The organism is Acinetobacter sp. YH12152 (assembly GCF_013418285.1).
In the GTDB taxonomy this organism is placed as follows: Bacteria; Pseudomonadota; Gammaproteobacteria; order Pseudomonadales; family Moraxellaceae; genus Acinetobacter; species Acinetobacter amyesii.
Map to the genome: position 1 here is coordinate 1 of NZ_VPCH01000031.1, position 13,765 is coordinate 13,765.

The window sequence follows — 13,765 nt, forward strand, 5'->3', positions numbered from 1 at the left end:
GTACCAGCGTACGGCCCACAGAATGATGTCACGCTGAAAATGCCGGCCTTTGAATGGGTTCATGTGCAGCTCCATCAGCAAAAGGGGATGATAAGTTTATCACCACCGACTATTTGCAACAGTGCCGGTTCGAGTCCCGTCGTCCGCACCACAAAGCCAAACATCCCTGCGATGATCGACCTCTGGGCGTTTGGTCGTGAGCCCGCCACCCTCGCGCTACGCTTTGCGCAGGCGTCGAAGGCGATCAGGTGCGCCCATCGATTCCGTCGAGCACCATCGCTGCGAGTTCATCGCTGGTGTGTGCACCACTATCGAGAACACGGGTTGTGCATGGAAGCCGTTCCCTTGCGGCCAAGCATCGGGCGACATTCGCTAATCGCCACTCTCGAATCTCCGCATTTCGATTCGGGTCAGGATGCATGGTCTGGTTCGCGATCCGGTGACGCAATAGGTCCTCGTTGAGCGTCAGAAAGATGTGCAGCAGCTGATCGTCGATCCGCCTTACCCCGTCGAGTATCTCAGTCAGATAGTCCGGGTGCACGAGCGTCATTGGGATGATGATGTCCTGCGAGTAATTCCTTCGAATCTCCCTGACCGCCGCGATCGTAAGTCCCCTCCACAAGGGGAGATCCTGATAGTCTCCGCTCGCTGGCATGGGGACCGTTTCTTTCACCACGAACCCGATTTCCTCGGGGTCAAAGATCAGCGATTTGGAACGCCGATCGCGCAGCCGCTTAGCGAGCGTCGTCTTTCCGGCGCCGAAAGGTCCGTTGATCCAGATTATCATTGTCGACGGCCTCTAACCTGAAGGCTCGCAAGAGCGCTCGACGGCCTCGTGCGGAGGCACGATCGGAGTGGTTCCGAAATGCTTCTCAAGATAGGTGACGCCGAACGTCACGATGTCCTGCGCGTCGAACAGGTAGCACTGAGCAAAGCCCACGACACCTTCTCGATGGCGACCGAGCTTCACGTAAGCATTTGCTATAGTTTCAACCGCATCCGGCTTTCCTTCGATAGCAAAGCAATCGAGAATGCCGTTTGAATCGTAATCCGATGCCGTTTTCCAGGCGACTTCACCGTCTCTTCCAAGCATCGGCATCTCATACGTCACCCACCGTTTGTTGGGGATATCGGCAACCGCCTCGGCGTAGTGCAATGCGGTAACGGAGTTTAGCGGCGCACCCAACAGCAGGGCCTTCCCGCCAAGGCGAACGAACCGCTCGACGGGCGATCCTTCCCCCAAGGCGTGACCGAGTTCGTGAGGCTCCGTCAGCGTTTCAGCCAGCGGACCAACCGCGACCATCGATGCATCGGGGTGCGCGCTGCGCCGCGCGCCGGGGGCTTGAACCAGAAATTGATTCAGCAGGCCGAACCCACGGTAAGTCCCGGCTGTTGCGGGATCGAACGGCAGCCAGGTACGGCGGGCTTCGTCATCCAGCCGAGCGCCATTCAGAGTCTCCTCGTAGGGTGATCGGTCCCACGACGCGTATCCCATCACAGTGCCAGTCGGCCCAACCGCGGAGCGTAACGCGGCAACGACCGTCTCCGCTCCTCCTTCGACCGGACCAATCGCTTTAAGTGAGGCATGCACCATCAAGAGGTCACCGGTTTGGACTCCGAGTTTTTGAAGCGCCTCCGTTATTGCCTTCCGCGTATGCATCGCGATATCTCCTCTAAACTGCAAAACACTATACCTATCGAGATATCACTCTACTATACCTATCGAGATCACTCTACTATACCTATCGAGATATCACTCTACCTCTCGCTGCTTGACCGAGGTGGGGGACCGTCGCCGTTGGTGGCTTTTTGGCCAAGCGTTTATCCGCGTCGTCTCGCCGCCCGCTCCGCCTCCGCGCGAATAGCAAGCAGCGAAGGACCAAGAAGCTCACGCGCATGAGCGACCGTTTCGGCGGATGCCGTGTTTAGCGAGCCGCTGTCAAAAGGAGGCTTGGGATCGTATTCCATGATCAATTGCTGCAGGCGCGCGCGCTGCTCGCCACGTAGCTCTGCTGCGAGTTCAAGCCCAAAGTCGAGTCCTGCGGTAATCCCGCCGCCCGTAATTCGGTTTCGATCCTTGACGACGCGATCACTAACGGGCGTCGCCCCGAACACTGGAAGCATGTCGAGCGTGCCCCAGTATGACGCCGCCTTGTAACCTTTGAGGAGACCGGCAGCTCCGAGAAGGACGGAGCCGGTGCAAACGCTGGTGATGTATCGCGCACGTGATCCGCGATGAGACACGAAATCGAGAAGCCGATCATTCTGGAGCGCGGTCAATGTACCCTTCGGCCCGCCGGGAACAAAGAAGACATCCAGTTCGTCAGGACACTGTTCAAAAGTCATCGTCGGGACGATTGCCAGGTCGCTGTCCGACATCACCGGGCTTTGGCTCTCGGCGATCAGATGAACGACTGAATTCGGAAGTTTCGACATCACCAGCTGGGGCGCAACAAGGTCCAAGGCGGTCATATTCGGGAAGAGCAGAAGCCCACAGGTCAAGGGCTTTTCGGAGTCGCGGGCGACCAGCTGCGATTGATCCTTCGCCGCGGTTTGCGCGGCCGAATCGTTGGTTAGTAGTGCACTGGTTGTAGCAAACGTTAGCGCAGAAAAGACTTCGCGGCGGGTGAAGTTCAGGTCTCGATTCATAGGTGCCTCCGGTTTCGCCGGCAGCTTAGCGACCCTGGAGTCGTGTCGAATGACAAACCGGCATCAGTTTCGGCCAAGAGATCGTAGAGCTGTTTCGAATTCGGCCCGACAATTTGAGGTTTGCTGCTAACCTGCCGCCAGCGACTTTCTCCCATGGACGAAGAACCGACCGGCGGTGCCTCTGCCGATCAGTTCGTCACACGCATTCGACATTTCCTACGTCAGTTGTAGGGCGACCAGCACTGTTCGCGCGGACCGTCGTACGGCTGATAGGTGTTATCGTACGCACGATATGACCGATAGTGATCGAAGCACCACTCGATATGGGCGGCGGTCAGACGGCGCGCCGGTGGCACGGGATGGGCCAGCGTTCGGCCGACGATCACGCCGGCAGCGAAGGCTGCGGGCGGAAACCAGTATCCTCGATAGAAGCGGTAGCCAGGACGCGCGACGACAACACCGCGATATCCATTATAGTAGTGGACGCCGCGGACCACGTAGAAGCCGTGCCGGTGGGCGACTTCTTGCACGGGGCCCTCACTATCGATCGTTACCGACGATCGAACGAGAGGATTCGCCGATGCAGGAGCGGCATAGGAAAAAGGAGGAGCGCTGCGGCGCCCATGGAGGCAATAGTCTTTCTCATCGCGTTGTGTGTCCTGTTCTTTGAAAGCCTAGGTGACGATTAGCGTTGACGAAGCGACCTGAGTTCGGAGAGCGAAAGTGAACGGTCGCCGTTTGCATCGGCGCGCTGAAGCCGATCGGGAATGAATTGAGCGAATTCCGCTCTCGTAATTCGGCCGTCGCCGTTCGCATCCATCCGGCGAGCCTGCGTTTCCAGACCTTCCGCCGTTGCCATCTGGAGCCTACCGCCCTCGCTCACGCGCTTAAGGGCGGCCTGCGCCTCACCATTGTCGAGAACGCCATTTCGATTTGCGTCCAGCCGGTCGAACAAGGACGCACGCGCCGCCTGTATCTCGGTAAACTGAAGCGCTCGATCACCGTTTTGGTCCATTTGGCGGAAAGCCTGCCGGGCTCTTTGCCCGTCCGCCGCGCAAGCGCTGCTAGTCGCGAGGACAACCATCACGCAGGCCAGCAATTTCAACTTCATTATTCTCTCCCCTTCCTCGGGTGGGATTGGCATCAACGCGAGCTTCTACGCATGGGAACGGCAGCTCCTACGCGCCGCCGGGCATTTTTCTTTGCAAGGGGCGTCCGTCGACGGCCACCGCCAAGATGTCAGGAATCCTTGATTGAGCGCGTAGGAGATGAGCCAGCGGTTCGTATTGGTTCACGTAGCTGCCCATCGGCAGACGAAAACCAAAGAACCGAAGGAAGACACTCGATGAAAAAGGCTTCATACGCGCTGGTCTCAGCGCTGGTCGCCGCTCTCTCCCTGCCGGGGATCTCGGCTCACGCGCAAACGGTATCGCCGATTCTTCAGCGGCTCGATGCGAATAACGACGGCGCTGTCTCGCGCGACGAGATAGTCGCCGCGCGGGCGAAACTCTTCGCTCGCCTCGACGTGAATAGCGACGGAGTTATCGATGAAGACGAAACTGAAATGCTCCGCGATGCGATCATGGATCGCGCGACGGCCATGCAGGCGCGTCTCGGAAATCAGATGCGGCAGCTCGACACGAGCGGCGACGGAAAGGTGTCGAGGGACGAATTTCGTGCTCGCACGCTCTTCTTCGACCTTGCCGACCGGGATGGCGACGGGAAGCTGTCGGCCGCCGAGTTTCTCGTCATCCGCGGCATCATGTTCGACCGCTGAGGTTGACCGCAGCTCTGAGCAAGAATTGAATCAGTACTGAGGAGTTCAAGATGTTTATTTCCTGGAAGAGAACCTTCGCCGCGCTTGGTGTTGCCATGTTGCTTGGCGCGGCCCCGGCCATGTCGGCTGAATGGACGCGCGATACGCGGAATGGCGGCCAGATCACCCGTAGCGTGACGAGAGACGGCAACATCTATTCCGGCCAGACGACACGTGTCGGGCCGAATGGTGCGACCTACACGTCAAATTCGACCTGCCGCAACGGGTTCGTCGACCGGTGCCGGCGCAGCTATTCTGCAACCGGCCCGAACGGGCGGACCTACTCCGGGAACACCGTGACGGCGCGAGCCCCCATGGCGTGCGGTCCATCGGTGTTCACACCGGCCCGCGCGGAAATGTCGGCATCGGCTTTCGCCGCCACTGGAGGTAAGCCCGCGTGAGCCAAGCGCGTGCCCCGGAAATCGCAAGACTGCCGGAGCGCCTCGACGACGAGGTGCTGCTCGCCCGCGTGGCTGCGGGCGAGCAGCTTGCCCTTCGGCAGCTGATAGACAGGCACGGACGCGGTCTACGCCTCTTCGCCGGGCGCTATCTTGGTGGTTCCGATGAAGCCGAGGATGTCGTGCAGGACGTCTTCATTGCGGTCTGGAAGAACGCGAAGCGCTTCGATCGTTCGAAAGGACGCGCGACGACGTGGATCTATCGGATCGCTGCAAATCGATGCATCGACGTGAGGCGCTGGCGCAAATTCCGCATGTTCATCGGCTTCGAAGAGGCGCACGAAGGATTTCCTTCGGAAGACCCCGATGTCGACTCGTGGATGGGCGCTCGGCAGGAGTTGGCCATCGTTCGCGCCGGCCTCGAAAAACTGCCGGAACGACAGCGAATGGCGCTGCTCCTTCGAGCAGTCGCCGACCTCGACGTTCCCGCGATTGCCGAAGTGATGGATGCAAGCGCCGGATCAGTAGAGCAACTGCTTGTCCGAGCGAGGCGAACGTTACGCGCCCAGCTTTCGGAGGTCGGGAAGGCTGAACCACAAAATGGAAGGAAAACAAGATGAACAGGGGCGAATTTGAAGGTTTGAAAGTTCGATTTGGAGCCGATGTCGCATCATGGCCGGCACCGTTTCGCCGCGAGGCGTTGCTGTTTCTAGCGACTGATCGACGCGATACGATCAGCGAGGAAGAGCAACTCGACCGTCTCGTGCTTGAAGCAACGATCGAGCCGACTGACGAGCGTGCGCTTGCGCGCAATGTGTTGGCCAAAATCGCGCTGCCGAAGCGCCGACCCTTCAGCCTGCCGATCGGTCTCGGATCGTGGTCGATGCCGGCGACAGCCGCGAGCATGGCACTTGTTCTTACAGTGTCAGCGGTCGGTGGCTACGTGGCCGCCGGTGTGGAAACGCAGATATCGGACAATGCTCTCTTGGCGTTTGCTGTCGGTGTTCCGCCTTCTGAGCTTGCGGAGACCATTACTGTCACACGAAGCAACGGAGGCCGCCTGTGAAACGATTTTCATGGCTGCGAGCGCTTCTGTTCGCCGTCTTCGCAGCATCGCTGGTCGGAAACTTCTTCTCGCTCGGGTACGTAGTGAAAAGCCAGCGTGACGCACCGGCGATGGGCACTGTTGCAAATAGGCTGACATGATAAGCTAAATATCTTATTTATTTCGAGATACAGCAGATGAATCCCTTCCATGGTCGGCACTTTCAAGGTGAAATCATTCTTTGGGCTGTTCGTTGGTATTGTAAATATGGCATCAGCTATCGTGAACTTCAAGAAATGCTCGCTGAACGGGGTGTGAATGTTGACCACACCACAATTTATCGTTGGGTTCAGCGTTATGCTCCAGAAATGGAAAAACGCTTACGCTGGTATTGGCGTAATCCTACAGATTTACATTCATGGCATATGGATGAGACTTATATCAAAGTGAAGGGGCGATGGACTTACCTGTATCGTGCAGTTGATCAACGTGGTCATACGATTGACTTTTACCTTTCCGCTAGACGGAACAGTAAATCAGCCTATTGTTTTTTAGGAAAAATCTTCAATACGGTGAAAAAATGGCAAATTCCACGGGTCATCAATACAGATAAAGCAGCGACCTATGGCCATGCTTTATCACGGTTAAAGCGAGAAGGAAAATGTCCAGTAGATATTGAGCACAGGCAGATTAAGTATAAAAATAATGTCATTGAATGTGATCATGGTAAGTTAAAGCGGATCATCAGGGCCACATTAGGATTCAAATCTATGAAGACGGCTTATGCCACAATTAAAGGTATTGAAGTCATGCGTGCACTACGTAAAGGACAAGCATCGTCATTTTATTATGGTCAGCCTCAAGGTGAAGTGTGTCTAATCAACAGGGTTTTCGGTCTCTAAGCACTTTTAAAAAGGAACTTCATCGACTCAAATCTCTATTTGCAACAGTGCCCGCTATTCCACGATAAACGATTGCGAGCATCAGGATATTAATATTTCGTTTTCCCCATTTCCAATTGGTTCTATCTAAAGTCAGTTGCACTTGGTCGAATGAAAACATATTGAAAATCAACTGAGAAATTTGACGATAATCAAAATACTGACCTGCAAAGAAGCGCTGCATACGTCGATAAAATGATTGTGGTAAACACTTGATGGGCAAGGCTTTAGATGCAGAAGAAAGATTACATGTTTGCTTTAAAATAATCACAAGCATGATGAGCGCAAAGCACTTTAAATGTGACTTGTTCCATTTTAGAGATTTGTTTAAGATAAGATATAACTCATTGAGATGTGTCATAGTATTCGTCGTTAGAAAACAATTATTGTGACATTATTTCAATGAGTTATCTATTTTTGTCGTGTACAGAGATTATTATAGAAGCCCCCATGAATAAATCGCTCATCATTTTCGGCATCGTCAACATAACCTCGGACAGTTTCTCCGATGGAGGCCGGTATCTGGCGCCAGACGCAGCCATTGCGCAGGCGCGTAAGCTGATGGCCGAGGGGGCAGATGTGATCGACCTCGGTCCGGCATCCAGCAATCCCGACGCCGCGCCTGTTTCGTCCGACACAGAAATCGCGCGTATCGCGCCGGTGCTGGACGCGCTCAAGGCAGATGGCATTCCCGTCTCGCTCGACAGTTATCAACCCGCGACGCAAGCCTATGCCTTGTCGCGTGGTGTGGCCTATCTCAATGATATTCGCGGTTTTCCAGACGCTGCGTTCTATCCGCAATTGGCGAAATCATCTGCCAAACTCGTCGTTATGCATTCGGTGCAAGACGGGCAGGCAGATCGGCGCGAGGCACCCGCTGGCGACATCATGGATCACATTGCGGCGTTCTTTGACGCGCGCATCGCGGCGCTGACGGGTGCCGGTATCAAACGCAACCGCCTTGTCCTTGATCCCGGCATGGGGTTTTTTCTGGGGGCTGCTCCCGAAACCTCGCTCTCGGTGCTGGCGCGGTTCGATGAATTGCGGCTGCGCTTCGATTTGCCGGTGCTTCTGTCTGTTTCGCGCAAATCCTTTCTGCGCGCGCTCACAGGCCGTGGTCCGGGGGATGTCGGGGCCGCGACACTCGCTGCAGAGCTTGCCGCCGCCGCAGGTGGAGCTGACTTCATCCGCACACACGAGCCGCGCCCCTTGCGCGACGGGCTGGCGGTATTGGCGGCGCTGAAAGAAACCGCAAGAATTCGTTAACTGCACATTCGGGATATTTCTCTATATTCGCGGTTCAGCAGGCATGTCCCCTTTGAGGGCGACCCGACGACAGGATAATCGACCTTATGGTGCGCAAATATTTCGGCACAGACGGTATTCGTGGCAAAGCCAACGAAGGCGCGATGACGGCGGAAACCGCCTTGCGCGTCGGCATGGCGGCTGGCCGTGTCTTTCGTCGCGGTGACCACCGCCATCGTGTCGTGATCGGCAAGGATACGCGCCTGTCGGGCTATATGCTTGAACCCGCGCTCACAGCCGGTTTCACCTCGATGGGCATGGACGTATTCCTTTTTGGCCCGCTGCCGACAACGTATAGGAAGAATAAACGCCCTTTTCACCCAAGTCCAACAGCTTTGGACCGCAGTTGACTCTTTCGACACCCCTGCGATGCAACCCAATCCGGCTGACGGGGAGCCAGCAACGCTGAAAATTTACCCTCCTCTTTCCCACTAGCGGCTCCTTTTCCGACAACCAGCACGGCGGATCCCTGCCGCGGCGCTGTGAACGCAGCATTTTGATTGGTATCGTTGGCCTTCAGGCTCGTCAGTCAAACAGACCCAGGAGCAGCTCAGCCGGTGGCGCCCGGCTTTCGGGTAACGCCCTGGTCCCGCTGGTTTCGGCTTTGTGCTTCAGGTGATCAAGGATCTGCTTGATCACTATAGGGTCTTCAATGCAGGCGATGACTTTCATGGCGCCGCCGCAGCCGCTGCAGGTCTCGATGTCGATATTGAAAACACGCTTGAGCCGTTGCGCCCATGTCATCGACGCTCGCCGTTGTGCTGGTGTTGCCGGTTCATCAGCCACCCTGACCTTGTTGCCCCTGCCCCGTTTTGCCGGCGTGACCAACGCCCGGTGCCGACTGTTGGGTGCGAACACCCCGTGGAAGCGGGTTAGGTTGACTCTGGGCTTCGGTACCAGGGCGGCCAGCCTTGCAATGAAATCCAATGGTTCGAAAATGACGTGCGTGGTGCCGTCCCGGTACGGCGTCTTGAGCTGGTAGCGCACGTTGCCGCCTCGTGTTAACGACAGCCGCTTCTCGGATACCGCCGGGCGGCTGATGTACCGGCACAGCCGTTCGAGCTTCTTGCGTTCATCGGCCCTGGCCGCCACGCCGGCGTGCAGGCTGGACCCGGCTACCTTGCCAATCCCGTCACCGAACGGATCACCACTGGTCGGCAGAGTTTGCAAAGTGAACACCTTTCGCCCCGCCTGTGAACCGACAGCGATACGGTAAGTGATCGAGTGCCCCAGCAGGGGTGTCATCGGGTCGTCATCCACCGCATCCGAGGCCAGATAGCTGTTTTCGACATCCCGTTCCAGCAGGCCTTGCCGTTCCAGATAGCGACCCACCCGGTGGGCGATGGTGTGCGTCAGCTGGGTGAGCTCTGGGCTGGTCGGCGCCTTGACCCAGCGGAAACGCGCTGAGCCGTGGGATTGCTCGACATACACACCGTCGAGAAACAGCATGTGGAAGTGAACATTCAGATTGAGCGCCGATCCAAAACGCTGGATCAGGGTGACCGCGCCCGTCTTGGCCACTTGGTGGGTATGGCCCGCTTTCTTGACCAGGTGCGTGGCAATGACGCGGTAAACGATGCCCAGCACCCACCCCATGATCTCGGGCCGGCTGGCAAACAGGAAACGCAGCTGAAACGGGAAGCTCAACACCCACTGACGCATGGGTTGTTCAGGCAGTACTTCATCAACCAGCAAGGCGGCACTTTCGGCCATCCGCCGCGCCCCACAGCTCGGGCAGAAACCGCGACGCTTACAGCTGAAAGCGACCAGGTGCTCGGCGTGGCAAGACTCGCAGCGAACCCGTAGAAAGCCATGCTCCAGCCGCCCGCATTGGAGAAATTCTTCAAATTCCCGTTGCACATAGCCCGGCAATTCCTTTCCCTGCTCTGCCATAAGCGCAGCGAATGCCGGGTAATACTCGTCAACGATCTGATAGAGAAGGGTTTGCTCGGGTCGGTGGCTCTGGTAACGACCAGTATCCCGATCCCGGCTGGCCGTCCTGGCCGCCACATGAGGCATGTTCCGCGTCCTTGCAATACTGTGTTTACATACAGTCTATCGCTTAGCGGAAAGTTCTTTTACCCTCAGCCGAAATGCCTGCCGTTGCTAGACATTGCCAGCCAGTGCCCGTCACTCCCACTCGATTGTAAACAAGCACACAAAACCCTTTAGTGACAACAATTTGCAAGAACTATCAGGCTCAGTGCCATGAAAAATACCATGACCAGATCATGAGGTTGAACACGGCTTGCGCCGGCAGCGTTCACGCTCCTGGTCGGCGATCTCGCCCGGCTGCAATGCTAGCTCAGCATCGGTCATGCGCTCCAGCACGTCGCGTAGGCGGATGGTGCAAGGAATGGGCGGCAGCTCGAACTCATAGCCGCCGGCGATCATTTCGGCCGCAATCTCCTCGGTGATGAAAAACGGCTCGTCGTCTTGGTTCGGCTTCTTCATGCCCTTTCCTCCTGGCGCTCATCCTGGCCGACAGCGGCCAGGGCATCGGCTTCCGTCAATGCGTCCTCCACGAACGCGCCGTGCTGCTTCGCTTCGGCCTGGCTGACCTCGGCCCATATCCGTTTCACCTGGGCCGCACTGTACCCGGCCAGCTCGGCGGTCTTGTTGATGCTGTAGCCGGACTTGCGCAGCGCGACAACTTGGGCGCGGCGCTTCGGATCAGCACGGCGGCCCTTGTACCGCCCGGCCTGGCGGGCCAACTCAATGCCTTGGCGCTGGCGTTCGCGCCTGTCCTCGTAGTCGTCGCGGGCCATCTGCAAGGCCAGGCGAAAAAGCATGATCTGCACGGCTTCCAGCACGATCTTGGCGACGCCCTGGGCCTCGGCCGCCAGGTCGGATAGATCGACCACGCCAGGGACGGCCAGGCGTGCGCCTTTGGCCTGTATCGAGGCCACCAGGCGCTCGGCCTCGGGCAAAGGTAGGCGGCTGATGCGGTCGATCTTCTCGGCAATGACCACCTCGCCGGGCTGTAGGTCGCCGATCATGCGCAGCAGCTCAGGCCGGTCGGCGCGTGCGCCGGATGCCTTCTCACGGTAGATGCCGGCGACGTAGTAGCCGGCGGCCTTCGCGGCCGTAGTGATCGCCTCTTGGCGTTCCAAGTCCTGCGCGTCGGTGCTGACGCGCAGATAGACCCGCGCCACCATCGGCGCGGCTACTGGCTTCGTCCTGCGCATACTTGCGGGCTCCTTTGGGCATACTCAAATGCACCCATCTTAAACTGGCAGCTAATGTACAAAAGTTGATAGAAGCACACAAGTTCAATTTTGCACTTCTGCCCCACTATTGCAAAACTGCTTGTTAGTAGCCGTTTTTTCTTACTGTTTATAGATTCAATAATTTTTGAAACGAAAAATTGGGACTAAACATTTCGGTTTCGTTTTCTGTCGATTCGTCCTGCGTATCTTTTGCATAAACAAACATTTGTTGTTCGTAGTTTTCGATGGCATTTTCAATACTTGTAAATTCTCCGTTTGTAAGGTTTTCAGACAATATCAAAGCATCCAATAATCCCGTATTTACACCCTGTCCTGCAAAAGGCGACATCAAATGAGCAGCATCGCCAATCATTGTTATGGGTAATGGACGGTTACTTTTCCAATCATTGTTCAAAGGAAATTTCCTTGTGGGCAAGCATTGAAATGTTGATACCGAACGTATTAATTGTTTGTAAACTTCACTCCATTTGGAAAATCTTTTCAATAAAAAATCGGCAACGCTGTTTCTGTCCTGAAAATCTAAGGGAATTTTATTTTTCCATTCATCGGGCGTTTTAAAACTAATTCCTAAATACAATGCACCATTATTATTGGGATTGGCAAACAATAAAATGCCCTGATGTCCCGCCATTAATCGGTTGCCGTTGCATAGCTGAAAAAATCCGGGACAGTTTATTTCCGGTTGAAGAATATCAGCTTGGATGTTGAAAGTACCGGTTTCTTCAACTTGCGTGTCGGTAACAAAGCTCCTTATTTTCGACATTCCACCATTGGCAAGAATAACCAAATCTGCTGTTTCACTCGGTTTATTCTCAAAAGTTAGTGTCCACTTCTTCTTACCAGGTTCAAGCATAACAAGTTTTCTATCCCAAATAACCGTGTCGTTTTCTAAACTATTCAACAAGATAGCCCTTAAGTCATTTCTGTTTATTTCAGGATTGTCAAATCGATTTTCGGGCTTTACATTTTTTGTGGATAAAATATTGCCTTTTTCATCAGCAATATTTACACCCATTGGTAAGGCTAAGTCATAATAAGTTTGTAACAATCCCGCTTTTTTCATTGCTTCCTGACCTGAACCTTTGTGTAGGTCAAGGGTTCCACCAAAAATTCTTGCCTCTCGGTCGTTGTCTCTTTCGTAAACTGAAACGTCTATGCCGTTTTGCTGTAATAATTTTGCCATAGTCAGTCCAACGGGTCCACCACCAATTATTGCAACGTTCTTATCACTAAGTAAATTCATTTGTTTGTCCGTATCTATTCGCATTGTCATTCAAAAATGGCACATAACAAGTGGCTATACGCCAAATGGCGTATATATCCACTATATCTTATTTTGCTAAACCTTTCATTATCAGTGACAAATCCGTTTTCAACCGTTTACCGTTCGTTTCTACTCTCTCAAAAGGATTTATATTCATAGTGCTTTTTGTTAAGTTTTGCTCAAATATACAAATCCTTTCTATATATCTAACAAATCCATCGGACTTTTTAATTGTTCCATTCCCTTGGTGGTAATATGTGTATAAACCTCAGTTGTTTTACTGCTTGAATGACCTAACAACGATTGAATATAACGTAAACTCGTACCATTCTCAAGCAAATGCGTTGCAAAGCTATGTCGTAAGGTATGTACAGTAACTTCCTTTTGAATCTTTGCTTTTAAAACAGCTGCTTTAAAAATGTTTTGAATACTTCGGCTTGAGTATGCGCCACCTTTTTGACCTTCAAATAAATAATCTTTTGGTTTATATTCCATAAAGTATGTTCTTAAAATAATTAATGTTTTCTCAGATAAAATGGTATAACGATCTCTTTTTCCTTTTGACTGTTCTATACGAATTTGCATGCGCTTGGAGTCAATGTCTTTTATTTTCAGGTTTATACATTCAGAAATGCGCAAACCTGCCGAATAAATAGTCATCAGAATAGCCTTGTGTTTCACGTTTTCAATAGCGCGTAGTACCCGAATGGTTTCTTCTTCACTCATCACAACAGGAAGTGTTTTTTCTTTTTTTGGTCTTTCGATGAAATATGTTTTCCGTTGTCCACCCAAAACACGTTCGTAATAAAACTTAATCGCATTGATTGCCTGGTTTTGATAAGATATTGAAACTTTTCGCTCCATAACCAAATGTCGGAGAAATGATTGTATATGTCCTTCATTCAATCGATCGACGTATAGGAAGAATAAACGCCCTTTTCACCCAAGTCCAACAGCTTTGGACCGCAGTTGACTCTTTCGACACCCCTGCGATGCAACCCAATCCGGCTGACGGGGAGCCAGCAACGCTGAAAATTTACCCTCCTCTTTCCCACTAGCGGCTCCTTTTCCGACAACCAGCACGGCGGATCCCTGCCGCGGCGCTGTGAACGCAGCA

Annotated in this window: 17 protein-coding genes and 1 pseudogene; 7 read left to right on the forward strand and 11 right to left on the reverse strand. The window is 54.1% G+C overall.

The features are described from left to right. Positions 1–244: 244 nt before the first annotated feature. The 5 genes from FTU83_RS10875 to FTU83_RS10895 all read right to left on the reverse strand — a co-directional run bounded on the left by FTU83_RS10875 (position 245) and on the right by FTU83_RS10895 (position 3,760). Entirely contained in the window at positions 245–787 is a 543-nt protein-coding gene (locus FTU83_RS10875; RefSeq protein ID WP_000587837.1) for an AAA family ATPase, read from the reverse strand. Positions 788–799: 12 nt separating this feature from the next. Then, positions 800–1,660, reverse strand: a complete 861-nt coding sequence (gene aac(3)-IId / locus FTU83_RS10880) for an aminoglycoside N-acetyltransferase AAC(3)-IId (protein ID WP_000557454.1) — start codon at positions 1,658–1,660, stop codon at positions 800–802. Between the two features lie 161 nt (positions 1,661–1,821). Then, a complete protein-coding gene (locus FTU83_RS10885; protein WP_021263998.1) occupies positions 1,822–2,649 on the reverse strand; it encodes a DJ-1/PfpI family protein in 828 nt (275 codons plus the stop codon). Between the two features lie 221 nt (positions 2,650–2,870). Beyond that, entirely contained in the window at positions 2,871–3,179 is a 309-nt protein-coding gene (locus tag FTU83_RS17700) for a BA14K family protein (protein ID WP_196494983.1), read from the reverse strand. Positions 3,180–3,334: 155 nt separating this feature from the next. Then, positions 3,335–3,760: an EF-hand domain-containing protein gene (locus FTU83_RS10895; protein WP_021263996.1), complete on the reverse strand. Its 426-nt coding sequence runs from the start codon at positions 3,758–3,760 to the stop codon at positions 3,335–3,337. Positions 3,761–3,994: 234 nt separating this feature from the next. Here FTU83_RS10895 and FTU83_RS10900 point away from each other — a divergent pair, with 234 nt between their 5' ends. The 5 genes from FTU83_RS10900 to FTU83_RS10920 all read left to right on the forward strand — a co-directional run bounded on the left by FTU83_RS10900 (position 3,995) and on the right by FTU83_RS10920 (position 6,810). Then, on the forward strand, positions 3,995–4,426 hold the full coding sequence (locus FTU83_RS10900; RefSeq protein ID WP_180106511.1) for an EF-hand domain-containing protein: 432 nt from the start codon (positions 3,995–3,997) through the stop codon (positions 4,424–4,426). A 50-nt stretch (positions 4,427–4,476) separates the two neighbouring features. Beyond that, positions 4,477–4,866 carry a hypothetical protein gene (locus FTU83_RS10905; RefSeq protein ID WP_021263994.1) on the forward strand — a complete coding sequence of 130 codons (390 nt, stop codon included), beginning with the start codon at positions 4,477–4,479 and terminating at the stop codon, positions 4,864–4,866. Beyond that, complete coding sequence (locus FTU83_RS10910) at positions 4,863–5,483, forward strand: RNA polymerase sigma factor (RefSeq protein WP_046127927.1); 621 nt, start codon at positions 4,863–4,865, stop codon at positions 5,481–5,483. Before FTU83_RS10905 ends, FTU83_RS10910 begins: the two co-directional genes overlap by 4 nt. Further along, on the forward strand, positions 5,480–5,929 hold the full coding sequence (locus FTU83_RS10915; protein ID WP_021263992.1) for a hypothetical protein: 450 nt from the start codon (positions 5,480–5,482) through the stop codon (positions 5,927–5,929). Before FTU83_RS10910 ends, FTU83_RS10915 begins: the two co-directional genes overlap by 4 nt. Before the next feature lie 176 nt (positions 5,930–6,105). Next, positions 6,106–6,810 (forward strand): IS6-like element IS1008 family transposase, encoded by a 705-nt coding sequence (locus tag FTU83_RS10920; RefSeq protein WP_001067790.1) that lies wholly within the window; start codon positions 6,106–6,108, stop codon positions 6,808–6,810. Positions 6,811–6,862: 52 nt separating this feature from the next. On the opposite strand, the pseudogene FTU83_RS10925 reads toward FTU83_RS10920, so the two are convergent. Continuing rightward, positions 6,863–7,210, reverse strand: a pseudogene (locus FTU83_RS10925) (IS4 family transposase); the annotation flags it as partial. Between the two features lie 89 nt (positions 7,211–7,299). Between FTU83_RS10925 and sul2 the strand changes: the two are divergent. Both sul2 and FTU83_RS10935 read left to right on the forward strand, forming a co-directional pair. Further along, on the forward strand, positions 7,300–8,115 hold the full coding sequence (gene sul2, locus FTU83_RS10930; RefSeq protein WP_001043260.1) for a sulfonamide-resistant dihydropteroate synthase Sul2: 816 nt from the start codon (positions 7,300–7,302) through the stop codon (positions 8,113–8,115). 86 nt (positions 8,116–8,201) lie between these two features. Continuing rightward, positions 8,202–8,504 (forward strand): phosphoglucosamine mutase, encoded by a 303-nt coding sequence (locus FTU83_RS10935; protein ID WP_000251875.1) that lies wholly within the window; start codon positions 8,202–8,204, stop codon positions 8,502–8,504. 175 nt (positions 8,505–8,679) lie between these two features. On the opposite strand, the gene FTU83_RS10945 is transcribed toward FTU83_RS10935, so the two are convergent. The 5 genes from FTU83_RS10945 to FTU83_RS10965 form a co-directional block, all read right to left on the reverse strand. Beyond that, positions 8,680–10,173: an IS91-like element ISVsa3 family transposase gene (locus FTU83_RS10945; RefSeq protein WP_001120888.1), complete on the reverse strand. Its 1,494-nt coding sequence runs from the start codon at positions 10,171–10,173 to the stop codon at positions 8,680–8,682. 210 nt (positions 10,174–10,383) lie between these two features. Beyond that, positions 10,384–10,608 carry a hypothetical protein gene (locus tag FTU83_RS10950; protein ID WP_000743213.1) on the reverse strand — a complete coding sequence of 75 codons (225 nt, stop codon included), beginning with the start codon at positions 10,606–10,608 and terminating at the stop codon, positions 10,384–10,386. Beyond that, entirely contained in the window at positions 10,605–11,342 is a 738-nt protein-coding gene (locus FTU83_RS10955; protein WP_001366550.1) for a recombinase family protein, read from the reverse strand. The genes FTU83_RS10950 and FTU83_RS10955 overlap by 4 nt, the downstream gene beginning before the upstream one ends. Before the next feature lie 148 nt (positions 11,343–11,490). Then, positions 11,491–12,657, reverse strand: coding sequence for a tetracycline-inactivating monooxygenase Tet(X3) (locus FTU83_RS10960; RefSeq protein WP_024160783.1), 1,167 nt, complete (start codon positions 12,655–12,657; stop codon positions 11,491–11,493). Between the two features lie 189 nt (positions 12,658–12,846). Next, the gene (locus FTU83_RS10965; RefSeq protein WP_015060916.1) at positions 12,847–13,512 is read right to left on the reverse strand and encodes a tyrosine-type recombinase/integrase; all 666 of its coding nucleotides are present in this window, start codon (positions 13,510–13,512) and stop codon (positions 12,847–12,849) included. Positions 13,513–13,765: the final 253 nt, after the last annotated feature.

Bases quoted from the DNA above. Each gene is read 5' to 3' on its own strand.
- FTU83_RS10955 (WP_001366550.1), bottom strand. From the start codon at position 11,342: ATGCGCAGGACGAAGCCAGTAGCCGCGCCGATGGTGGCGCGGGTCTAT.
- FTU83_RS10960 (WP_024160783.1), bottom strand. From the start codon at position 12,657: ATGACAATGCGAATAGATACGGACAAACAAATGAATTTACTTAGTGAT.
- FTU83_RS10935 (WP_000251875.1), top strand. From the start codon at position 8,202: ATGGTGCGCAAATATTTCGGCACAGACGGTATTCGTGGCAAAGCCAAC.
- FTU83_RS10920 (WP_001067790.1), top strand. From the start codon at position 6,106: ATGAATCCCTTCCATGGTCGGCACTTTCAAGGTGAAATCATTCTTTGG.
- FTU83_RS10875 (WP_000587837.1), bottom strand. From the start codon at position 787: ATGATAATCTGGATCAACGGACCTTTCGGCGCCGGAAAGACGACGCTC.
- FTU83_RS10965 (WP_015060916.1), bottom strand. From the start codon at position 13,512: ATGGAGCGAAAAGTTTCAATATCTTATCAAAACCAGGCAATCAATGCG.
- FTU83_RS10895 (WP_021263996.1), bottom strand. From the start codon at position 3,760: ATGAAGTTGAAATTGCTGGCCTGCGTGATGGTTGTCCTCGCGACTAGC.
- FTU83_RS10945 (WP_001120888.1), bottom strand. From the start codon at position 10,173: ATGCCTCATGTGGCGGCCAGGACGGCCAGCCGGGATCGGGATACTGGT.
- FTU83_RS10905 (WP_021263994.1), top strand. From the start codon at position 4,477: ATGTTTATTTCCTGGAAGAGAACCTTCGCCGCGCTTGGTGTTGCCATG.
- FTU83_RS10950 (WP_000743213.1), bottom strand. From the start codon at position 10,608: ATGAAGAAGCCGAACCAAGACGACGAGCCGTTTTTCATCACCGAGGAG.
- sul2 (WP_001043260.1), top strand. From the start codon at position 7,300: ATGAATAAATCGCTCATCATTTTCGGCATCGTCAACATAACCTCGGAC.
- FTU83_RS10915 (WP_021263992.1), top strand. From the start codon at position 5,480: ATGAACAGGGGCGAATTTGAAGGTTTGAAAGTTCGATTTGGAGCCGAT.
- FTU83_RS10885 (WP_021263998.1), bottom strand. From the start codon at position 2,649: ATGAATCGAGACCTGAACTTCACCCGCCGCGAAGTCTTTTCTGCGCTA.
- FTU83_RS10900 (WP_180106511.1), top strand. From the start codon at position 3,995: ATGAAAAAGGCTTCATACGCGCTGGTCTCAGCGCTGGTCGCCGCTCTC.